Origin of the sequence: Thermogutta terrifontis (assembly GCF_002277955.1) — a bacterium.
In the GTDB taxonomy this organism is placed as follows: Bacteria; Planctomycetota; Planctomycetia; order Pirellulales; family Thermoguttaceae; genus Thermogutta; species Thermogutta terrifontis.
The window spans coordinates 2,933,960-2,952,224 of sequence record NZ_CP018477.1; the positions used below are offsets into that span (position 1 = coordinate 2,933,960).

General features: G+C 57.7%; 12 protein-coding genes. 8 read left to right on the forward strand and 4 right to left on the reverse strand.

Translation table 11 applies throughout. The annotated features are described in order from the left end of the window. The first annotated feature begins 432 nt into the window (after positions 1-432). On the forward strand, positions 433-1,782 hold the full coding sequence (locus THTE_RS10915) for a Gfo/Idh/MocA family protein (RefSeq protein WP_095415471.1): 1,350 nt from the start codon (positions 433-435) through the stop codon (positions 1,780-1,782). 1,315 nt (positions 1,783-3,097) lie between these two features. Here the strand turns inward: THTE_RS10915 and THTE_RS10920 are convergent. Beyond that, complete coding sequence (locus THTE_RS10920; RefSeq protein WP_168175839.1) at positions 3,098-3,985, reverse strand: sirohydrochlorin chelatase; 888 nt, start codon at positions 3,983-3,985, stop codon at positions 3,098-3,100. Positions 3,986-4,227: 242 nt separating this feature from the next. Next, positions 4,228-5,025: a creatininase family protein gene (locus tag THTE_RS10925; RefSeq protein ID WP_095415473.1), complete on the reverse strand. Its 798-nt coding sequence runs from the start codon at positions 5,023-5,025 to the stop codon at positions 4,228-4,230. Positions 5,026-5,746: 721 nt separating this feature from the next. Between THTE_RS10925 and THTE_RS10930 the strand changes: the two genes are divergently transcribed. Further along, positions 5,747-6,328 carry a helix-turn-helix domain-containing protein gene (locus tag THTE_RS10930; protein WP_095415474.1) on the forward strand — a complete coding sequence of 194 codons (582 nt, stop codon included), beginning with the start codon at positions 5,747-5,749 and terminating at the stop codon, positions 6,326-6,328. Positions 6,329-6,684: 356 nt separating this feature from the next. Beyond that, entirely contained in the window at positions 6,685-8,079 is a 1,395-nt protein-coding gene (locus THTE_RS10935; protein ID WP_157732030.1) for a hypothetical protein, read from the forward strand. Positions 8,080-8,089: 10 nt separating this feature from the next. Here the strand turns inward: THTE_RS10935 and THTE_RS10940 are convergent, their stop codons facing one another. Together THTE_RS10940 and THTE_RS10945 are read right to left on the reverse strand one after the other, a co-directional pair. Continuing rightward, entirely contained in the window at positions 8,090-9,904 is a 1,815-nt protein-coding gene (locus THTE_RS10940; protein ID WP_095415476.1) for an HD-GYP domain-containing protein, read from the reverse strand. Between the two features lie 581 nt (positions 9,905-10,485). Then, positions 10,486-11,169 (reverse strand): hypothetical protein, encoded by a 684-nt coding sequence (locus THTE_RS10945; protein ID WP_095415477.1) that lies wholly within the window; start codon positions 11,167-11,169, stop codon positions 10,486-10,488. Between the two features lie 381 nt (positions 11,170-11,550). Here THTE_RS10945 and THTE_RS10950 point away from each other — a divergent pair, with 381 nt between their 5' ends. The 5 genes from THTE_RS10950 to THTE_RS10970 all read left to right on the forward strand — a co-directional run bounded on the left by THTE_RS10950 (position 11,551) and on the right by THTE_RS10970 (position 18,244). After that, a complete protein-coding gene (locus THTE_RS10950; protein ID WP_095415478.1) occupies positions 11,551-12,207 on the forward strand; it encodes a cyclase family protein in 657 nt (218 codons plus the stop codon). A 178-nt stretch (positions 12,208-12,385) separates the two neighbouring features. Next, entirely contained in the window at positions 12,386-13,300 is a 915-nt protein-coding gene (locus THTE_RS10955) for an HAD family hydrolase (RefSeq protein ID WP_095415479.1), read from the forward strand. A gap of 110 nt (positions 13,301-13,410) precedes the next feature. Continuing rightward, on the forward strand, positions 13,411-14,388 hold the full coding sequence (locus THTE_RS10960) for a GSU2086 family protein (RefSeq protein WP_095415480.1): 978 nt from the start codon (positions 13,411-13,413) through the stop codon (positions 14,386-14,388). Between the two features lie 90 nt (positions 14,389-14,478). Further along, entirely contained in the window at positions 14,479-15,558 is a 1,080-nt protein-coding gene (locus THTE_RS10965) for a bifunctional heptose 7-phosphate kinase/heptose 1-phosphate adenyltransferase (RefSeq protein WP_095415481.1), read from the forward strand. 70 nt (positions 15,559-15,628) lie between these two features. After that, on the forward strand, positions 15,629-18,244 hold the full coding sequence (locus tag THTE_RS10970; protein ID WP_095415482.1) for an Eco57I restriction-modification methylase domain-containing protein: 2,616 nt from the start codon (positions 15,629-15,631) through the stop codon (positions 18,242-18,244). Positions 18,245-18,265: the final 21 nt, after the last annotated feature.

The following is an 18,265-nucleotide window of genomic DNA, read 5'->3' on the forward strand; positions in this document are numbered from 1 at the left end:
GCACACCATCCCCTTCTGTCATGCTTGGCTCGTCAGAACTAGCGGAGCCGGAGTTTAACACGAGATGGCGATCGTGCCAACACGAAATTCGGGCTACGTTTCACGCGTTCGCGAGGATTTCCCAATTTGACTCGCGGGGGCATCGAAACTGATTCTTTGTCCCAGTGACCTATCCGAGTAACGTATCCGATCGTTTCGCGGCAGATCCGCGCGTTGAGACTATTCGGAAAAGCCCATCGCCCCACACACTACAGGCTGAATATTTGACTGTGGCCATCTCGGTGCTAATAATTTGGGGCACAAAAGGGTTATAGTGAACAGCGCGTGAACTCGCACGTGCATCCTAACTGCCCGGGGGCGATTTAACGGTTGACAGGTTTCCGCAAAAGATAACGGTCGTTGTTGGAACGCCAATTTAGCTGGAGGTTACCTATGAAGACGCAAACTACGAGACGGCAATTCTTGGGGACGTCGGCCGTTGGGGTGGCCGCCCTCTGGTTGGGCCGTCCCGCAGCCCAAGGCTCTACTGTAGCCGCTGCGCCCAGTGAAACGGTCAATCTGGGGCTTATCGGTTGCGGCGGGGAAGGCCGAGCCGTGGCCACCGCCCACCAGGGGTTACCCGACGCACGGATTGTGGCCGTGTGTGATGTCAACAAGCGTCGTCTGGAAGAAGCCAAAGCCTTATTTGAAAAGTCAGGCGGAACAGGGACGGTAGCGGCGTACGATGACTACCGTCGTCTCCTCGATCGCAAGGACATCGACGCGGTGATCGTGGCCACCAACGATCACTGGCACGTGCTTCCCACCATCCACGCCTGCCAGGCAGGGAAAGACGTGTATGTGGAAAAACCGCTGGGCGTTTGCATCGCCGAGGGTCAGGCGGCAGTCAAGGCTGCCGACAAATACCAACGCATCGTCCAGATTGGAACGCAGCAGCGGAGCTGGCCGCATTATCAGAAGGCGGCGGAAATCATCCAGTCCGGCCAGCTTGGCATCATCACCGAAGTCCGGGTGTGGGACTTCGACTGCATGTATCCTGGCTTCGGCTCTCCTCCGGACTCTGATCCCCCTGCCGAACTGAACTGGGATTTCTGGTTAGGGCCTGCCCCCAAGGTGCCGTACAATCCCAACCGTTACAACCACTTTTACTGGTTCTTTGACTACGGCGGCGGCTGGCAGGTGGATTGGGCCGTTCACCATTACCAGGTGGTCCACTGGTTCCTGCAAACGAAGGGACCCATTTCGGCCGCGGCAATGGGTGGTTTCTACTGCTTCGAGAACACCAATACGGAATGGCCGGACTCCTTCGTCGGAATTTGTGAATACGGTCCAACACCAGTGGCACCGAAGGGGTTTGTCCTCCAGTACACCTTCAGCGGTGCCGCCCGGCGTCAGCGACGCTCCCACGCGAAGTGCTTTTACGGAACGAAAGGCTCGATGCTCATCGACCGCAGCGGTTTCACCATCACGTGGGAAGCCGGAGAAAACCGCGAACCCAAGGACGAGACCACGGTAGAAAATGAATTCAAAAAGGACACCCACATCGCCAGTCTTCAGGCGCACGCCCGAGTCTTCCTCGACTCCATCAAGTCGCGACAGAAGCCGCCGGCGGATGTGCTCGTGGGACATCAGGCGACGAATCCCGGCCATCTCATGAATATCGCGTGGAAGCTGGGGCGAAAGATCCGCTGGGATCCGGAAAAGGAGGAGATCGTGGGAGACTCCGAAGCTGCGGCCCTTCTCAGCAAACCCTATCGCGCCCCGTGGAAACTCGAAGTCTGATCCATTTCAGGGTACTTCATCGTGCGGAAGATATCCTGTTGCGCGATAGCGTGATAGCCAGTGATTAAAAAAAACAATAAAAAACAGCGGGCGGCAGTTGTGCCGCCCGCGTGCGTTTATTCGTCAGGTTTTAGCGGGAGGCTGCTGGCGCCCGCTCGTGCTACATGCCTCTGCATGTTATTTCGGTCGCACATGCCGCGGATGGCCCTGCCACACACGAAACTCTGCTGGATCGTCCAGCCGGCGTCTGGCTGAGAAGTTGGGCTCAAACGGGCCTGTGCCGGACCAAGCCAATTCAGCACGTCATCGCTGACGCTGGCAGCCTCGGGTCAGAGAGATGGCTCTGTGCTCCGCTATTCCCTCCTTTCGCTTTTACAGAAAAGACCACGGTCACCATTCCCGCTTGTTTTGGGCGCCCGACTCCGCCGTCGGACGCCCCTCAGCCAGGATCGGATCGTGCGTGGGCTCGACGCATGACTCGGCCTCCAGATTAGAGGGTTCAGATTCGACCTTCTCGAGCCACCACTATAGGATATACTCGTTTCACGACAAAAGTCAAAGGATTTTCTTGTGATCGCCGGTAGCAAGTAACGTGCCAGGGAAGTTGCGATCAATCCAATTGCAAAGGCTTCTCCAGGCCATAAACTTTCACTTCAGCACGCCCTGTTGCCCCTGCGACCTGCCTCTCTCTACATTTCAAGACGTGCTTATCCGACCATAGGTTCGCTTGAGATTCCATCAGGATTTCCGCCCGTTGGTCAATCAGTGTCGTGTGCCCGACTCATCGGACATTTTTCTTTTGCCGAGGTGGACCTTCACGGGGGTTCGCGTGCCAGCAAAATTCAAGCCGGACGGACGTGCTTGTCACGTCCACTCTGCAACGCTACACCATACGTTGAGTTTCGGCGGCGACGACAAGCGTCCCCCTCTGAAGCATTTCTCATTGAAAGCAGCTCGTCAGGTCAGGTTCCAACGTTTGGATTATCCATTTCACCGACCGGGCTCGAACTGCTGGGTTCAGTTGCTGGTTAAAAGGTAGGGGCAATTCATGAATTGCCCCTACAACGCACAGAGACTCGACTCACTCGCAAAAGCCACCAAAAAAGGAATATGGCCCAAATGCTGTTCGCTTATTATGTGGTAGCTGTTGATATTTTCGGCTGGAATACTCTCTGCCGTTCATCCTAAATGAAAGTTGGCTTCTTCCGAACGAAGCACGTGCCAATGGCTTTGCCCCGGCGGCCGCCGCGCTACAACTCGGCAGCAATTGGGGCCCAAAACTTGCATCACCTGCGCTACTACCAATAAGGGTATTTCACCAGGGAAGCGCAACGATCCGATAGGAACCACTGTTGGATTTAGTAACGCCTTCCACAAGCACCCTGGCATCATGCGGAAGCGTATCACGCTGGGAACCCAGGAGTGCGTCCGAAACCTTTTCCGCCAGAATATGGACGAGGGAGGAGCTTGGCCACAATACATCTGTCTGAACCCATCGGAGGTGCGGCCATTTTTGACGCGACTGCTCGAGCAGGTCGCGCAGATGATTCGTCAAATAGCCTTCAAACAGAAGGTAAGGCTGAACCAAAACACTGCGGATCCCTTCAAGCTGCGCCACTTGCTCCAGCACATCTTCCACCCGCGGCTCAGCCGCCGCAAAATAACACAGCTTCCTGTGGGCATAACCAGTCATCCCAATCAACTCATAGACTGTTTCAACCTGACGAAGAGCCGCCTCGTCGCTTGTGCCCCGAGCAACCATCACGTAGGCGGTCTGCTCGCGTGTCAAGTTGCCATCGGCCAGCACCTCCTTTTGCCGTTCCATAGCCAGCCCTAGAAGTCTCCATCGCATTCCGTACGCTGAAGTGATGTAAACCGTGACGGACTTCTCGGCGTAGGACTCTATCGCTCGTCGTGTAAGATCCGGAATGTCTTTCTTGATGTGATCCGCGTCAAACAGCATGATGGGTACGACGATGACTTTTTGGTTGCCATTTCGCACAACCGACTCCAGCATCTCCTCCAGGCTCGGCCTTGCGATCTCCAGGAACCCAACGTAAAACGGCGGCAATCGCTGGAAGTTTCTGTTCAGCTCCTGAAAAACCTCCACGCAGAGTTCAAGACTCTGGTTAACACCAGCCTGCTCCCGCGTCCCGTGGGGAACCAAGATCACAGCCGTCGAGGGGAAGGTCTTGTCGTACATCGGGGGCAAAGTCCTAACGACCAAAAAACCAGGGCCGAGCATCCATCGTATTCCCGCACCACCGGAGACCAGCGTGACGGGCAGCAAGTTGTCGGCACGTTGGGCACGATCTGGGGAGCAGTTGATTCACGCCAGTGTTTGCGCGTCACTGCAAGCCAGCGTGGACCTCCACGCTGATCCACATTTATCGGGCCTTGAGGTTATTCTATACCGACACCGCGGGAGGGATTGCCGGGGATGCGTTAGAACGGGAAGGTGTCGTCGAGGGGGGATTGAGAGAGTTCCACGAGAAACGCCGCGAGACGCTCCACAAGGACCTCCATGACGCGGCGTCCTTTCTCGGCGGTGGCTTCATGAGGGTAGCCGGCGCCGGCATTGGTGGTCAGCAGATGCCACGGCCGGGTAATGCTCACCCAACCGCGATTGACCGCTTCAAACCGGCAGGGGCGGGGCCGACCCTCGTCCGCCGCAAGTTGGCCGTCCTCACGTCGCAGGACCAGTTCCGGCCAGTAGGCCAGGGCGAGCGACGTTTCCATTTCCCCCGCGTGGTCATCGGGATGCTGGAAGATTTGGTGGTAAACATCCCGAAAAACGGTGTACCAGTTACACAGAAACAAGTGCGCGGGGGTCTTTCCGTACATTTCCCGGAGAAACGGCTTGAGATCATTACCCCCGTGGCTGTTGAGCAGGACAATCTTGAGGATGCCCTGCGTGACCAGCGATTCCACGAGGTCTTCCAACACGCGAAAGATCGTCGTTGGATTGAGGTTCAGGGCGAATGGAAAACCGCGCTGGTTGGTCTGGGTACCGTAGGGGAGCGTGGGAAGGAGAATGACTTTCGCACCCTGATTCCATGCCGCCTCGCAGATCATTTCACCCACCAGATCGGCCTCACGGGTATCCATACTGTAAGGCAGGTGGAGATTGTGAGGCTCTGTGGCTCCGAGTGGCAGAACGGCCACCTCGTAGCGAAAGTCTTTCACCAATCCGTAAGTGAGATCGGAAAGTTTCCACGGACGCAAAAGCCCTGGATGATTCATGTCAGTCACCCCTGTCAGTACGGCTGTGATTTTGCCCAGCTTAGCGCATGGTGTACTCCCCGACAAGCCATCATCACACGGGTTTGGCCGGTATGCGACGTGGGCACAGCTTGATTCACGGCAAGCCTGCATCCGCGCTGACTTGCCGATGCTGTTCTGCCGATTATAATGCAATGGGTGGATTATTATGGAGCGGCGGCGCAACCCGATTATTGAGCCGCTCGCTGTTTTGGGACGCGTTTAACGCTCCGTCGTTATCATCTTCATTATCCAAAGGGCGTCCCACTTGAGACGGCGCAGGCCGATGAAAATATTCGGGACGATTCGGTCGTGTAAGTTGTGTCAAGCCCCGCGGAGAGAGGAAACAAGGCAAGAGTCGGTGATCAGTCGGAGTGGCGCCAAGACAGTCAGAGTTCACGTCACGTTATCTTGATTCCCTTTTTTGTCATTCTCCACTAGTTGCGTTATCCATGGCGGCACTCCCGCCGGTCCTGATGGGAGGGAACATCGGACCGGCACCCTTCTGGGAACGATCGCAGGGCTCTTGCCCACTCTGGCGGAAGACCTGATCCGGGTTGCTTACGATCTGGGCTCAGGCGGCTTGACCAACGGTGCCGGGTGGTCTTTTCACACATGCTCAGCACAACAGAAGTTCTGATCTGCTGGTTCTGCTCCCGGCGCTGGATTCCCTTGCGGCCCCGTGGGCCGGAGGAATGCTCTCATGCGCGTCTCAGATTTGGGATTGCCGGCAGTGGCGATGCCGGCCGTGGTCACGCCCGTCGGTAAGGAGCAACAGTCTTCGCCAGGTAACGCGTTGCAAACATCGCCGACGAATCAGGAGCCGTCTCAGGGCCAGAATAACAGGGTCCCCCTCCATCGGCTTGCCGAAGTCCGGATCAGGCAGGGGGTCACCCGGCGGACGATGGCCCGGCGGATGAAAGTGGATGTCCGCACGGTGAAACGTGAGGAGGATCCCTATACGGATCTCCCGCTGTCTGCGCTCTACCGCTGGCAAAAAGCGTTACAGGTGCCCCTTGTGGAGTTGCTGTCCGACATCGAGGAGCCACTGTCGGCGCCAGTTCTGCAACGGGCACGGCTCCTCCGCATGATGAAGACGGCCCGAACCATCCAGGTGAGGACGAAACAGCCCTCCGTCCGGTACCTTGCTGACATGCTCGTCCAGCAACTTCTGGAGCTGATGCCCGAACTGGCCGACGTAACCCCCTGGCCGGGTGGCCGATCCAAGCGGCAACCCACCGTGGGCGAAATCGCCCAGCATCCCCAGAAATTTCGGATGCGTTGAAGGATCACGTTGACGGCGTACCGAACACGGTGATCTGTGGGCAACGGGTCACCGTGTTACCCAATTTCACGGTCCCTTTCGAATTACCTGGGGCTAGGTCAACCGGACCCCCGTCAGAAAATCCCTGCGCGGGGCGGTAATCTACCATCAAAACTGGCCAACGGCCACTCAGGTTAAACCTCTCTTTTGGCACTCAAAAACGATTCTTAATTTCCCATCTTCTCTTGTTAGTCCACATTCACACCGATGGCAAAGCAAAATGCGCTATTTCCACACGCTAATACTTCGTGTTCAATAGGGAAGTCGCCGGAGAATACAGAACTGTCACTTTGCCCCGAATGCCTGGGGGCCCGGTTATGACCACCCCGCGCATGCAGTTCCTGGACGGTTTGCTCGCACAATCGGCCAATTCGGCAGGCTTGCGTTCCCATGGGACGCACCGCAGCCTTAGAAGCTCGAGTTTTCTCGTCGCTGGGATGTTGCTTGGCTTGCTTGCCGTGGGCTGTCAAAAAGCATCCCGACAGGAGGAGACTCCCCCGTCTCCGATTGAGGAACTCGGCAAGTTGCCCGGCGTGCGGAAGACCCTCCTGCCCGCTCTTCGGGAGGAGCTTGCCAGAATCGAGGAGGAAGGTGGAACTCCAGAACTTATGACGCCGCGTCTTCCTCCCCCGGAAGAAAACCTGGCTGCGGTGTTCCACAAACTCTTTCCCGCTGACCGCCTCGAATTCCTTTTAGCTAGGAGTCGAGAATTAGTCCTGAGCGGACTTCCGGCGGATGATGCGGCCGCCGGGGCGTTGCAGGAGTTCTTGCGGCCTCTGGAAGTGCAGCAAAAAGCGGTTCGCGCAGCTTTGCATCGACCGAAATGTGTCTTTCCGATCGCTTACACCGCCGGATTTGCCGCCGACCTGCGGTTTGCCGATCACGTCATCATGGCCACCCGGGTGGAGCTCCTGCAGGCATTGCTAAGTGCCTCCAAAGGGGAGTCAGGCCGGTCTCTGGAAAGCATTGGAGTGGCGTTGAGGATCAGCCATCGGTTGAGCCAGACCGCCCATCCCCACCTGCGATTCGAAGCTGCTCGGCTGCGCCGTGCCGTTCTGGATGTGCTCCAGGAAATTTTCTCCCACGGCAAAGTGTTTCGCGAGGACGCGGCCAGGCTCAACGAGGTCGTGAGAAACATCCTGGCAACATGGCCTGAGGACGCCGATACCTGGAAGGCCGCCCGAGCTCTTGGTCTCCACGCTTATGAGGTGGTTCGCATTGGACGCCTGTTTGATCTATTGACCGACGAGGAAGCAAAGACGCTCTCCCAGGAGTACGACCTCCGCACCCTTGTGGAAAAGACCCGCGCCCATGCGGATCAGGACGAACTCTATTATCTCACCCAAATGCGGCAGGTGATTGACCTATCGCGGAAGCCCTACTTCGAACGAAAACCCGCACTTGACCGCCTGGTTAGCGAATGGCAGGCGAGAAAGGCGGACGAAGAGGTTTTGGTGGCCTGTCGCATCCTCCTGCCTATGGTAGAGCCTGGGCAACTGGTCCAGGCGGAAGATCGTGCCAATATGCTGGCGTGGGCGGTGGCACTCGATGCGGCTTTGGGTCATCAAAATGCCACGGAGGTTGTCAATCCGCTGACGGGAGAGAAGTACTGGGTCGAGTCCAGCGGCGATTGGCTCTACATTAATGGCATCGGGACCGACCTTGGGCGGCATGGTGCCATCGCGATCCCCCGTTTTCCGTCGCCGAAATGAAATCGGGCCTCTACATGGGAGCCATTGTGGATTCACTCTTGGTGGACTGGGAACCTTCCCCGGCGGGTTGAGAGGTGGAGAAGTTCTGGCTCTTTTTCCCGTTCCCGTTGTTGGTCATGCCCAGCGATTTTCGCACGATCGGTCCCAGCAGGGGATGATTGATCAGTTTCAGGTCTTTTTCGTCAGCGATCTGCCGAAGGTCGTCACGTGCTCGGAAGAATGCTTCCACAACCTGCGGGTCCCACTGGCGACCTGCTCCCTTGCGGATGATTTCGTCGATTTTGTCGTTGGGCATCCGGGAGCGATACGGACGGTTGCTCGCCATCGCATCATAGGCGTCGGCCACCGCGACAATTCGGGCGATGGGAGGAATGGCCTCGCCAGCCAATTTATGGGGATAGCCCGTCCCATCCCATGACTCGTGATGGTGCAGCACCACAGGCAGAATATCATCCAGTTGCTTGAGTCCGGCAAGAATCCGGTGCCCTTTCTCCACATGGGTCTTGATGTGGTCGTACTCCTCATCCGTGAGTTTACCGGGTTTTTGAAGCACCGCGTCATTCACCCCGATTTTACCGATATCGTGAAGCAGTCCTGCCAGGTAAACTCGGGAAAGCATTTCGGGAGGATAGCCCATCTCCTGCGCCAGTCGCACAGCGATCCGGGCAACGCGGTCACTGTGACCACACGTGTAGGGATCCTTGGCATCAATCGCCGATGTGAGCGCCCTGATCACACCCGCCAGAAGCATCGACTGCTGTCGATAAAGCTCAAGGTTGGCACTGTGGACCCCAATGATCGTCGCCACGGAATGGAGCAGGTTGGCCTCCATGCTGCCAAACTGCTGATCCTGGCGATGATTGAAAGCGGCCAGATAGCCCAGCAGGTTCTCACCTTCCGTCACCGGGACGGCGATGACATTGCGAATCGAGAATGCTTCAAAAGTAAATGGATCGGAAAAGTTCCGGACCAGAGGGTCGATCGCTTTGCGAACATTCCAGTGCTCCATAAGGGAGCAGAATTGCTCGTCGGTCAGGGGTAAATTCCCCGCCTTCAGTAACACATTTTGAGTGCGGACCTTTCCGAGGTAGTTTTCATCCGTTGAGTCCACAGGCAGGAGAACCAGCCCGATGCCTTGCGCTGGCACCACCTCCATCAGCCAGTCGATGGCAATTTTGGCGAGCTCTTCGTCCGTTTTGGAAAGTCGCAAATTGCGGGTTAAACGGTGGAGAAGGCTGATTTCTTCGTAAACGCCGGCCAGGTGCATGGACATTTCGTCGGCCTGGCTTTCCAGGTCCTCCACACGATCAAGTGTGCGGAAGTGCTCACGGCACGCATCCGCCACTTGGAGCAGAATCCGCGGATCCCAAACGTGTTGGTGAGCCGCCCAATGATGGAGATGGCTCGCCTTGGCCCCGAGACGCTCGGCGTGGGCGTCGAGGGAATCCTGCGGCGACAGGGGTGCGGTGAGAAACACAGCGGCCGCCACGTGCCATTCCTCCCCGGCGCGAAAAGGAACGGCGAGGGCCGTCAGGGGAGACTCCTCCCAAATAATCTCGGACTGTTTCCGATTCGCGACGACCCGGCAAAGTATCCCAAACTGTTCCCAATCAATCGACGGCTGTTCCGGCTTGGCCAAAAGTTCCCCAGTCTCCCCTTTGAACACAGCAAAATCGGTCCCGAAACTTTTGGCTAGAAAGCGGAGACGCTTTGAACCTGACGGCGATGCCAAGCATACCGCCGCCCAGACTTGGGCGACATCAGAGCCTTCACCGCTTGCCCATTCCTTCCAGCTCTCGAGCAGGGAAGATTCGCCTATGGTCATGGTTGATTCCCTCACTTGTTTCCGCCACGCACACTTCGTCGCCCCACTCGATGAGATCCTTCATATCGGCCTTTGCAATCGAAAATCTCATCCCGTTGACTAAGTGTCATTGCCACTGGTCTGCCCATCCGGCGACTTATTCCGACTCATTTCCCCGCACCAGGCCCCAGTGAAAATTTAGGACACTTTTTCCATTCACGCAAAATGTCTGGCCGTCCTGACAGAAATATTCTGGATTCTGCCACGGGAAGAATCGGCATTACCTTCCCCACGGACGAATTACCCGGGAGAACGTTGAAAGAGCCACTGAGCTGTGCCGGACACCGAAAAACCGATTGGGGGCCGGTGATGAAAATCTCGGTCGGGGATTTAATCCGCTCCGCGCAGGATGGCCCACAAATCACCCGGTGCACATAATGAAGGGCTGACAGCGGCCCTTCAGATAAGAGGTCCCAAAAAGTTCCCGGAAATGTCTGTCAGTGTGAAAAAAAGAGCCGCGTCCCAAACAATCCATTCGGGACGCGGCCGCTTCCGGGAGGGACAAAGGGGAACGGGTTTATCCGGTGAATTTCAAGGACTCATCAACCCTGCTTTTTCTCCTCCTTTTTGCGGGGCTCGAAGCCTTTCTCGAATCCCGCATTACCGAACACAGCATTAAAACGCTCGGCATCAGCCATTTTCTCGATCTTGCCCGCACATCCCTTGCAGCAGAAATGCACCTCCAATCCACCAATCTCGGCCTTTTGCTCGGTCGAGACGGGGCGACCGGTCAACGGGCAAGCCTTTTGAGTGTACTGCTTGGTCAAAACAAGCTGTTGATTGGCCTTGGCCGCGTACTTGTCCTTATGCTTGTTGAACTCTTCGATGCAGTCCGGGCAGCAGAAAAACACTTTCCCGCCGCGATAATCGGCAGAGACTTCTTTCTTGGCCTCTCCGCCCATCACCGGGCATTCAATCTTCGGACCCTTCTTGGGCGCGCCTTCGAGAGCGGTCAACTGAGCGGCCACCCCTCCCTTCTCCTGGGCGGCATCGACCGGACAGGACTGATCTGTATCGCAGGCCTTTCCAGCGCAGCAGGCGGACTTTTCACCGTCAACCTTATCCGCAACTTCGGAAACCGCTCCGCCACCGCAGCACCCGCCCGCCACAGCTTTGACCGGACACTGGCCAGAGGTCTCGTCGCCCGTCGTGGATGAGGAGCTAAAGAGGATGGAACCCCCGATAATTCCGGCACTCAAGCTAACAAATGCAATTAGGTACTTCATATTTCTCCTCCTCTCGTTGACCCTCCTCTCGCATCCGCCGGCGCGGGTGGAAAATTTCGTCAGAATCAATTGCTGAATTAAGCATAGGCAGGGCAGCCAATGCGGTCAAGTGTTCAAATACGACATATTTGCTAATGTTTTTTGGGCCCCCCGCACAAACGCTCTTGGGGCGGCAGGCCGGCCGCTATGTCCGCCCGGTCTCAGCGGCAATAATGAACTGATTGTGCGGCAGCGTCTCAGGCCGCGAGCCGGTAAAGCCGCGGGCGGAACCGAAGTAAAGCGCGTTGTTGATCCAGATTGGGTAACATTTCCTCGGGGTTCTGGTTTTTCTGGTGATGGAGCGGCCGGTGATCCTCGACCATCCTTTCGGAGCGCCAAGCCATGCCAAAAATCATTGATCTTTCGCTTCCGTTGACCGACGGCGGGCCGAGTTATCCCAAAGATCCACCCCTCCGCATCGAGGTTTACCGTCGGCTTCCGGATGACGGATGCAACGTGACGCAAATCACGATGGGCACGCACCAAGGAACTCACTGCGACGCCCCGTTTCATTTTTTGGAGGAAGGCCGTCCGGTCGATCAGGTGCCTCTGGAGCGCTTCTATGGCCCGGCCACCCTTGTGGACCTCGCACCCGGCGGAGAACTGCCTCCCAAAACACCCATCACCCCAGATATGCTCCAGCCCTTTGCCAAGTACTTTCGGGAGGGAAGCCGCGTCATCTGCCGGACGGGTTGGTACCGCCGTTTTGGTCAGCCTGAGTATTTCATTGATCTTCCCTCCCTTACAGTAGAGGCGGCGCAGTGGATCGCCGCTCGCCGCATCAGTCTGTTGGGCATTGATATGCCGACGCCGAGCAAAATTGCTGGTCACGAGGTCCATCGGATTCTGCTGGCCCCGGGAGCCGAGATTGTTCTCGTGGAAGCCCTCACCAATCTCGATGCCTTGCCGCAGGAGTTCATTTTCGCGGGTTTCCCGCTCAAACTGGTGGGCAGGGATGGTTCCCCAATAAGGGCTGTGGCCATCATCCCGGATGAATAGCCCCGTAGTTCCCCCAGAGGACAATTGAGCGTCAAACCCCGGTGAGCCCCGCTCTACCCCCTCGCTTCCGAAGACCCTTCCGGATATTGAGACACGTTCCGAAGACCCTTCCGGATATTGAGACACGTTCGGTGGGAAGAAGTGTTCGCCACTTTCCGCAAACACCAGGGACAAAATCATGGACGAGCACACTCACACGTATGAGGAAGCTGACTACCGGCCGGCGGTTGCCCCGCCCCCGCAATCCATCTTCATCCCGGGAACGCAAATCGAAATCATTCGCCCCATTGATAGTCCGGGCATCTATCGACATGCTCTGTTTGATTTTGACGGGACATTGAGCCTGATTCGGGAAGGCTGGCCGGACGTCATGATCCCGATGATGGTGGAGATCCTGCTGGCCACTGGAACCACGGAGACGCCGCAGGAGCTCGAAGAATTGGTTCGGAACTTTGTCACCGAATTGACAGGAAAACAGACGATTTACCAGATGATCCGATTGGCGGAAGAGGTGGCCCGGCGGGGTGGTCGACCGCTCGATCCCGCTGAGTACAAGCGGATCTATCACGAACGTCTCATGGCGCGCATCGAGCATCGCCGGGAAGGCCTCCGCAGCGGACGAATCAGGCCCGAGGACATGCTTGTTCCCGGCGCGATTGAGCTGCTGGAAGAGCTTTGTCGCCGCAGAGTAAAGCTGTACCTGGCCAGTGGTACGGACGAGGTCTATGTCCAGGAGGAAGCCCGGCTGCTGGGGCTGGACAAATACTTCGGTCCCCATATCTACGGGGCGATTGACGACTATAGACGTTTTTCCAAGGCCATGGTCATCGAACAGATTCTGACAAGTAACCAAATCACTGGCCGGGAACTTCTCGGGTTCGGGGATGGATATGTGGAAATCCAGAATGTGAAGGAGGTCGGGGGAACCGCGGTGGCGGTGGCAAGTGACGAAGCCCACAAAAGCGGCAAGCCCGACCCGTGGAAACGTCAAAGGTTGATCGGGGTGGGGGCGGATGTGGTCATCCCCGATTATCGGGAATGGCGAGCGCTCATCGGTTATCTTTGGGGAGTAATTCAGATTCCCGCTGGATGATGACAGGCTGGCATGCCCGCATCGCGGCCGCCACGATATTTCCATGCTGACCGCGCGGTGGCAGAATAGCCGTAGAAGACTGTCAATCCGGCTGGAAAAAGGAAAGCCCTATGCCCTATCCACAGTTTGATCGTTCGCGGGTAACGCTGCGTCCATTGAGCGAGCGAATTCATGACCTGAACCGCAGCATCCTTCTGGATCCGAATAACCTTCAGGTCACGTTTCGACATCCCGCGATTCCTGTCCTGGCCGAAAGAATCACCCAGGCCGCGGTAAAAAAGGCATCCATCATCGCTTTTTGCGGCGCCCATGTCCTGAGGAAAGGCAATGGCCCCCTTCTTATTGACCTGATGGCGAAAGGACTTTTAACACATTTGGCCCTCAACGGCGCTGGGGCGATTCACGACTTCGAGCTGGCGCTCATCGGCGCGACCTGCGAGAGCGTCGCTCGGTATATCCGCACCGGACAGTTTGGCCTGTGGCGCGAGACCGGTCGAATCAATGAGGCGGCGATTCTGGCGGCGCGGGAGGGCATCGGGTTCGGCGAAGCCCTGGGACGAATGATCGAAGAAGAACAATTCCCATACCGGCAAACAAGTGTTCTGGCGGCGGGATATCGGCTAGGCGTCCCAGTGACGGTCCATGTGGCCATTGGGCAAGATATCGTGCACGAACATCCTAACTTTGACGCAGCGGCCACCGGCCAGGCGTCGTACACAGATTTTCTGGTTTTCACCGAGAGCGTAGCCCATCTGGAAGGCGGCGTGTACCTCAATATTGGGTCGGCCGTTGCAGGACCGGAGGTCTATCTCAAGGCCCTTAGCATGGCGCGGAACGTGGCACGGCAGGAAGGCCGGGAAATCCGGCACTTCACGACGGCGGTGTTTGACCTAATACCGATCGGCGACGACTGGCGCAGTGAAGCGCCCAAAGACGATCCGCGCTACTACTACCGGCCGTTCAAAACGGTCCTCGTGCGGACGGTGGCCGATGGCGGAGAAAGTTTCTACATTCAGGGAGACCACCGCGAGACGGTGCCGTCTCTTTACACGGAGATTATCCGCCGCTGGCAGTCTCGCCCCGCCTGACCGGGCAGCAACTGACGCCGCCCGAAGCAGTTCTTTCCCAGAGAGGCTGGGTCGTCCCTGACAGGGTGCATCAGAAACGAGGTCCGTGGCATGGTTTCAGCGAAACGTTTCGAGGGAATCACACAGGAACGACTGACTGCCCTGCTGGAACGCTTTCCCAGTCGACGTGTGGCGGTCGTGGGGGATTTTTTCCTTGACAAATACCTGGATGTGGATCCCCGATTGGCGGAAACCAGCCTGGAGACTGGCAAAATCGCGCATCAGGTGGTGCGCGTCAGGCACAGCCCGGGAGCAGCGGGAACTGTGGTGTGTAACCTGGCGGCCCTCGGCGTGGGCACCATTTACTGCGTGGGAATCATCGGCGACGACGGCGAAGGTTATGAATTACGCCAGGATTTGCAGAGACTGGGTTGTCGGCTGGAACATCTCCAGGTTGTTCCAGACCGATTCACCCCTACCTACCTGAAACCCCGGGATATTACCGACCCGTCACTTGCTGGTGAACATTCCCGGTACGATACGAAGAATCGAACGCCGACACCAGAAAAGCTGGTGGATCGCCTGCTTTCCTCCGTGGAGAACCTGCTGTCGGAAGTGGACGCGGTAATCGTTCTGGACCAGGTGGAAGAAGAGGAATGTGGCGTGGTGGGACGACGATTACGGGAGTTTCTCGCCCAGCAGGCACCGCGTTTCCCCCACATTGTTTTCTGGGCGGACAGCCGACGTCGCATCCGTCAATTTCGCCGTATCATCCTCAAGTGCAACCGTTATGAATTGACCGGATCCCGGCCTCGGGAGGCAGATCCACCGGACTGGGCCGCTCTTTTGGAAGCCCTCAAGAGCTTCCGCGAGTTGAATGGCGCACCCGCCGTTGTCACACTAGGTGAATACGGCATGATGGTGAGCGACCCGGAGATCCTTTGGATTCCGGCCGTCCGCGTCGAAGGGCCGACTGACCCCACCGGGGCCGGAGACAGTGCCACGGCCGGCGCCGTGGCAGCGCTGGCCAGTGGTGCTTCGCTGCCCGAAGCTGCTCTCGTGGGTAACCTGGTCGCTTCGATCACAGTGCAGCAACTGGCCACCACGGGGACGGCCAAACCGGAAGAACTGCCGCCGCGTCTCGAACTATGGCGATCTCAGCAAAGCGATCAGCGATCACTCCCCGCCTGAATGGGGTTTTTGCACCGGTCAGAAAGAAACGTGCTGCCATCAATTTCCCGGCAACGTGAAAGTCAATTCCATGGCTCGACGGCACGCGTCAGGTGCGGGGGCGACGGTGAACCTTGGAGCCGCTGTGGGCAAGGTGGCCCGGTGGCTCAAGGCACGTCCCCCCGTGGTCCAGCAACTCCTGACCTGCCTCACCTGTTCACTCTCGCGGCCTGCGCCAACCTCCCCTTCCGGCTCAGCCACGAAATTACGCGTCGCGTCAAAAAGCGGCGACGCTAGCCAGTCGCCGAAAGCCGGACGACTATGGGCAGCTCAATGGGGTTTAGACCCCCACCTGACGGACAGCGTTGTCGAGCAGGCCCTTGAGGCCGTCTTCGCCTGTGTGACCACCCTCATCACCGTGCGTTTTCTCCAGCTTTTGGATGTCGAGGGAATCCCCGAAGAGCCGTCCGTTCATGCGCAGTTGCTGGTCGCCTTCGCAGTCCAGGACGTACCCGAGCGCTATCCCCAGGCGAAAGAACTCTGGGGCTTCTATCAGTGGTTGGGGCTGACCGACGCCCTTTCTGTGAATGTGAACGCGGACCCCAGCCAACTGACAGCGCATCTCACGGCGTTCGTGCAGGAGGTGGATCGCATCCTCGAGCCAAAACCAGCGTGGAATGTAACGCCCCAGGATATCTTTCGTCCCATCCGCGAGGCCCTCTTCCCAAAATGGATCCGTCTGGCAAAAGGCGAATTCTACACGCCCTTTGTCCTGGCCGATTACATCCTCGAAAAACTTGGATATCCTGATCAGATGAATTCGCGTCTCCTGGACCCCTCGTGCGGAAGTGGGGTTTTTCTGGTGGCGGCTGCCTGGCGACGGGCTGAGCACTTCCGGCGGCAACTCGCTGAGGGTATCGCCATCCACCGAGAATATTCTTCAACCCCCGCAGTCCATGGCAACGCTTCCGCGCAAGCCGTGCTTCGCGATAAACTGCTCCACACGATCCTGGGTGGGGGCATCCTGGGACTGGAAATTCAACCTGCCGCTGTTCTGGCCGCCCGCGCAAGTCTGGCCGTGATCGCCACCGCTTTCTGCCGTCGATGGATGCCCCACGTCCCGATTTCGCTTTCCGACCTCACGCGCCACGGCCCTCCCGTTCTTCGGAGAGATTTCCTGTCTTTGTGGTCCTCACTGGGCAGCGGTGCGTGCGAGACCTCGGAAACTTCTTTCCCAACCACCTCAACGGACGTCCTTGACAGAAAGCCGTTTGACATCATCGTTGGCAATCCCCCGTGGGTGATATGGGACCGGCTGGATGAAAACGCCCGGCGCGACATGTCCACCGTTTTTCGCGAACTCGGGCTTTTCGATCTTTCGCCTCAAATGGCGCGGCATGGTGGCGGCAAACGTGACTGCGGTGCTGCATTCATTTCGGCAGCGTGCCGCGTTCTCGAACAGCATGGCCGCCTTGGAATGGTGTTGCCAGTTAGCCTGTTTCATAGCCAGGCCTCGGGCCGGAGTTTTCGGCTCCTGTTTAGCAAGTCCCAGGGCTGTTTGAGGATTCGAGAGGTGGTGGACCTTCGTGCCGTCTCGGTGTTTCCGGGGACGATTCAGCGGACGGGAATTCTGTTCGCGGAGAAAGGCATTGCGCCTCGGTTTCCGGTACCGTTTACAGTTTGCCGAGGCAGGAAAGGCCATCGGGGCCAATTACGTGACGGCATGTGGCCCAGCATCCAGGCCGAGCGGACGGTGCTCTTCGCGCAACCGGCCGACAGGACAGACGCCGGCGCTCCCTGGATTATCATGAGACCGTCCCTGTGGGAGATTTGGGAACAAATCTGCGGTCGATCTGAATACCAGGCCTACTTAGGGGCGAATACGGGCGGGGCGAACGGGATTTTCTGGTTGGAAGTTCTGGGATGGGAGGGAAACCGGCTCGTTGTGCAGAATCGCCCGGAATTTGGTCGCACCCCAGTGCCCCGTGTCACGGCAACCCTCGAGCCCGATCTGGTTTTCCCCCTGGTGCGGTGGAAAGATCTCGCCCCGATAAAGGCCCCCGTTCTCGGCGTCCTCCTCGTGCAGAATCCTGCTACCCGCTCGCCATGGCCGGAGGACTACCTCCGCGAGTTTTTTCCGGCGACCTTTGGTTATCTCGCCCGGTTTCAAGATGTTCTGGACAGGCGCGCGGCACGAAAGAAGCTTCAATCGCGAGGTCCCTGGTATGCCCAGTACAACGTGGGACCGTACACAATGGCCTCGTGGAAAGTGGTGTGGCGACGGATGGACGCGACGCTGAAAGCCGTGGTGCTGGGGGAAGAAAGTCTCGCCGGGTTACCGGCCAAGCCCGTGATTCCCCAGGAAACGTGCTGCTTTGTCCCGGTGGAGTCCAGTGAAGAAGGCCATTATCTAGCTGGTGTTTTGAACAGTCCCCTGGTGGAAGCGATTATTCAGGCCTTTGGGATGTCCGGATCACGAAGTTTCGGCAGTCCCAGCCTGCTCCATTATCTGCGAATTCCTCGCTTTCGACCGACGGACCCTGTTCACATGCAACTCGCCGAGTTCTACCGCCAGGCCGCTTGCCGTGAAGACACCGCCGATTCGGATTTTCTGGCGGAATGGACAGAGCTGGCCGCCGCCGTGTTCGGTACTGATTCGGAGCGGGCCAAACGAGAAATTCTGCAACACGGCACTTCACCCCATTGACGAATTGGTGCAAACAGCAGT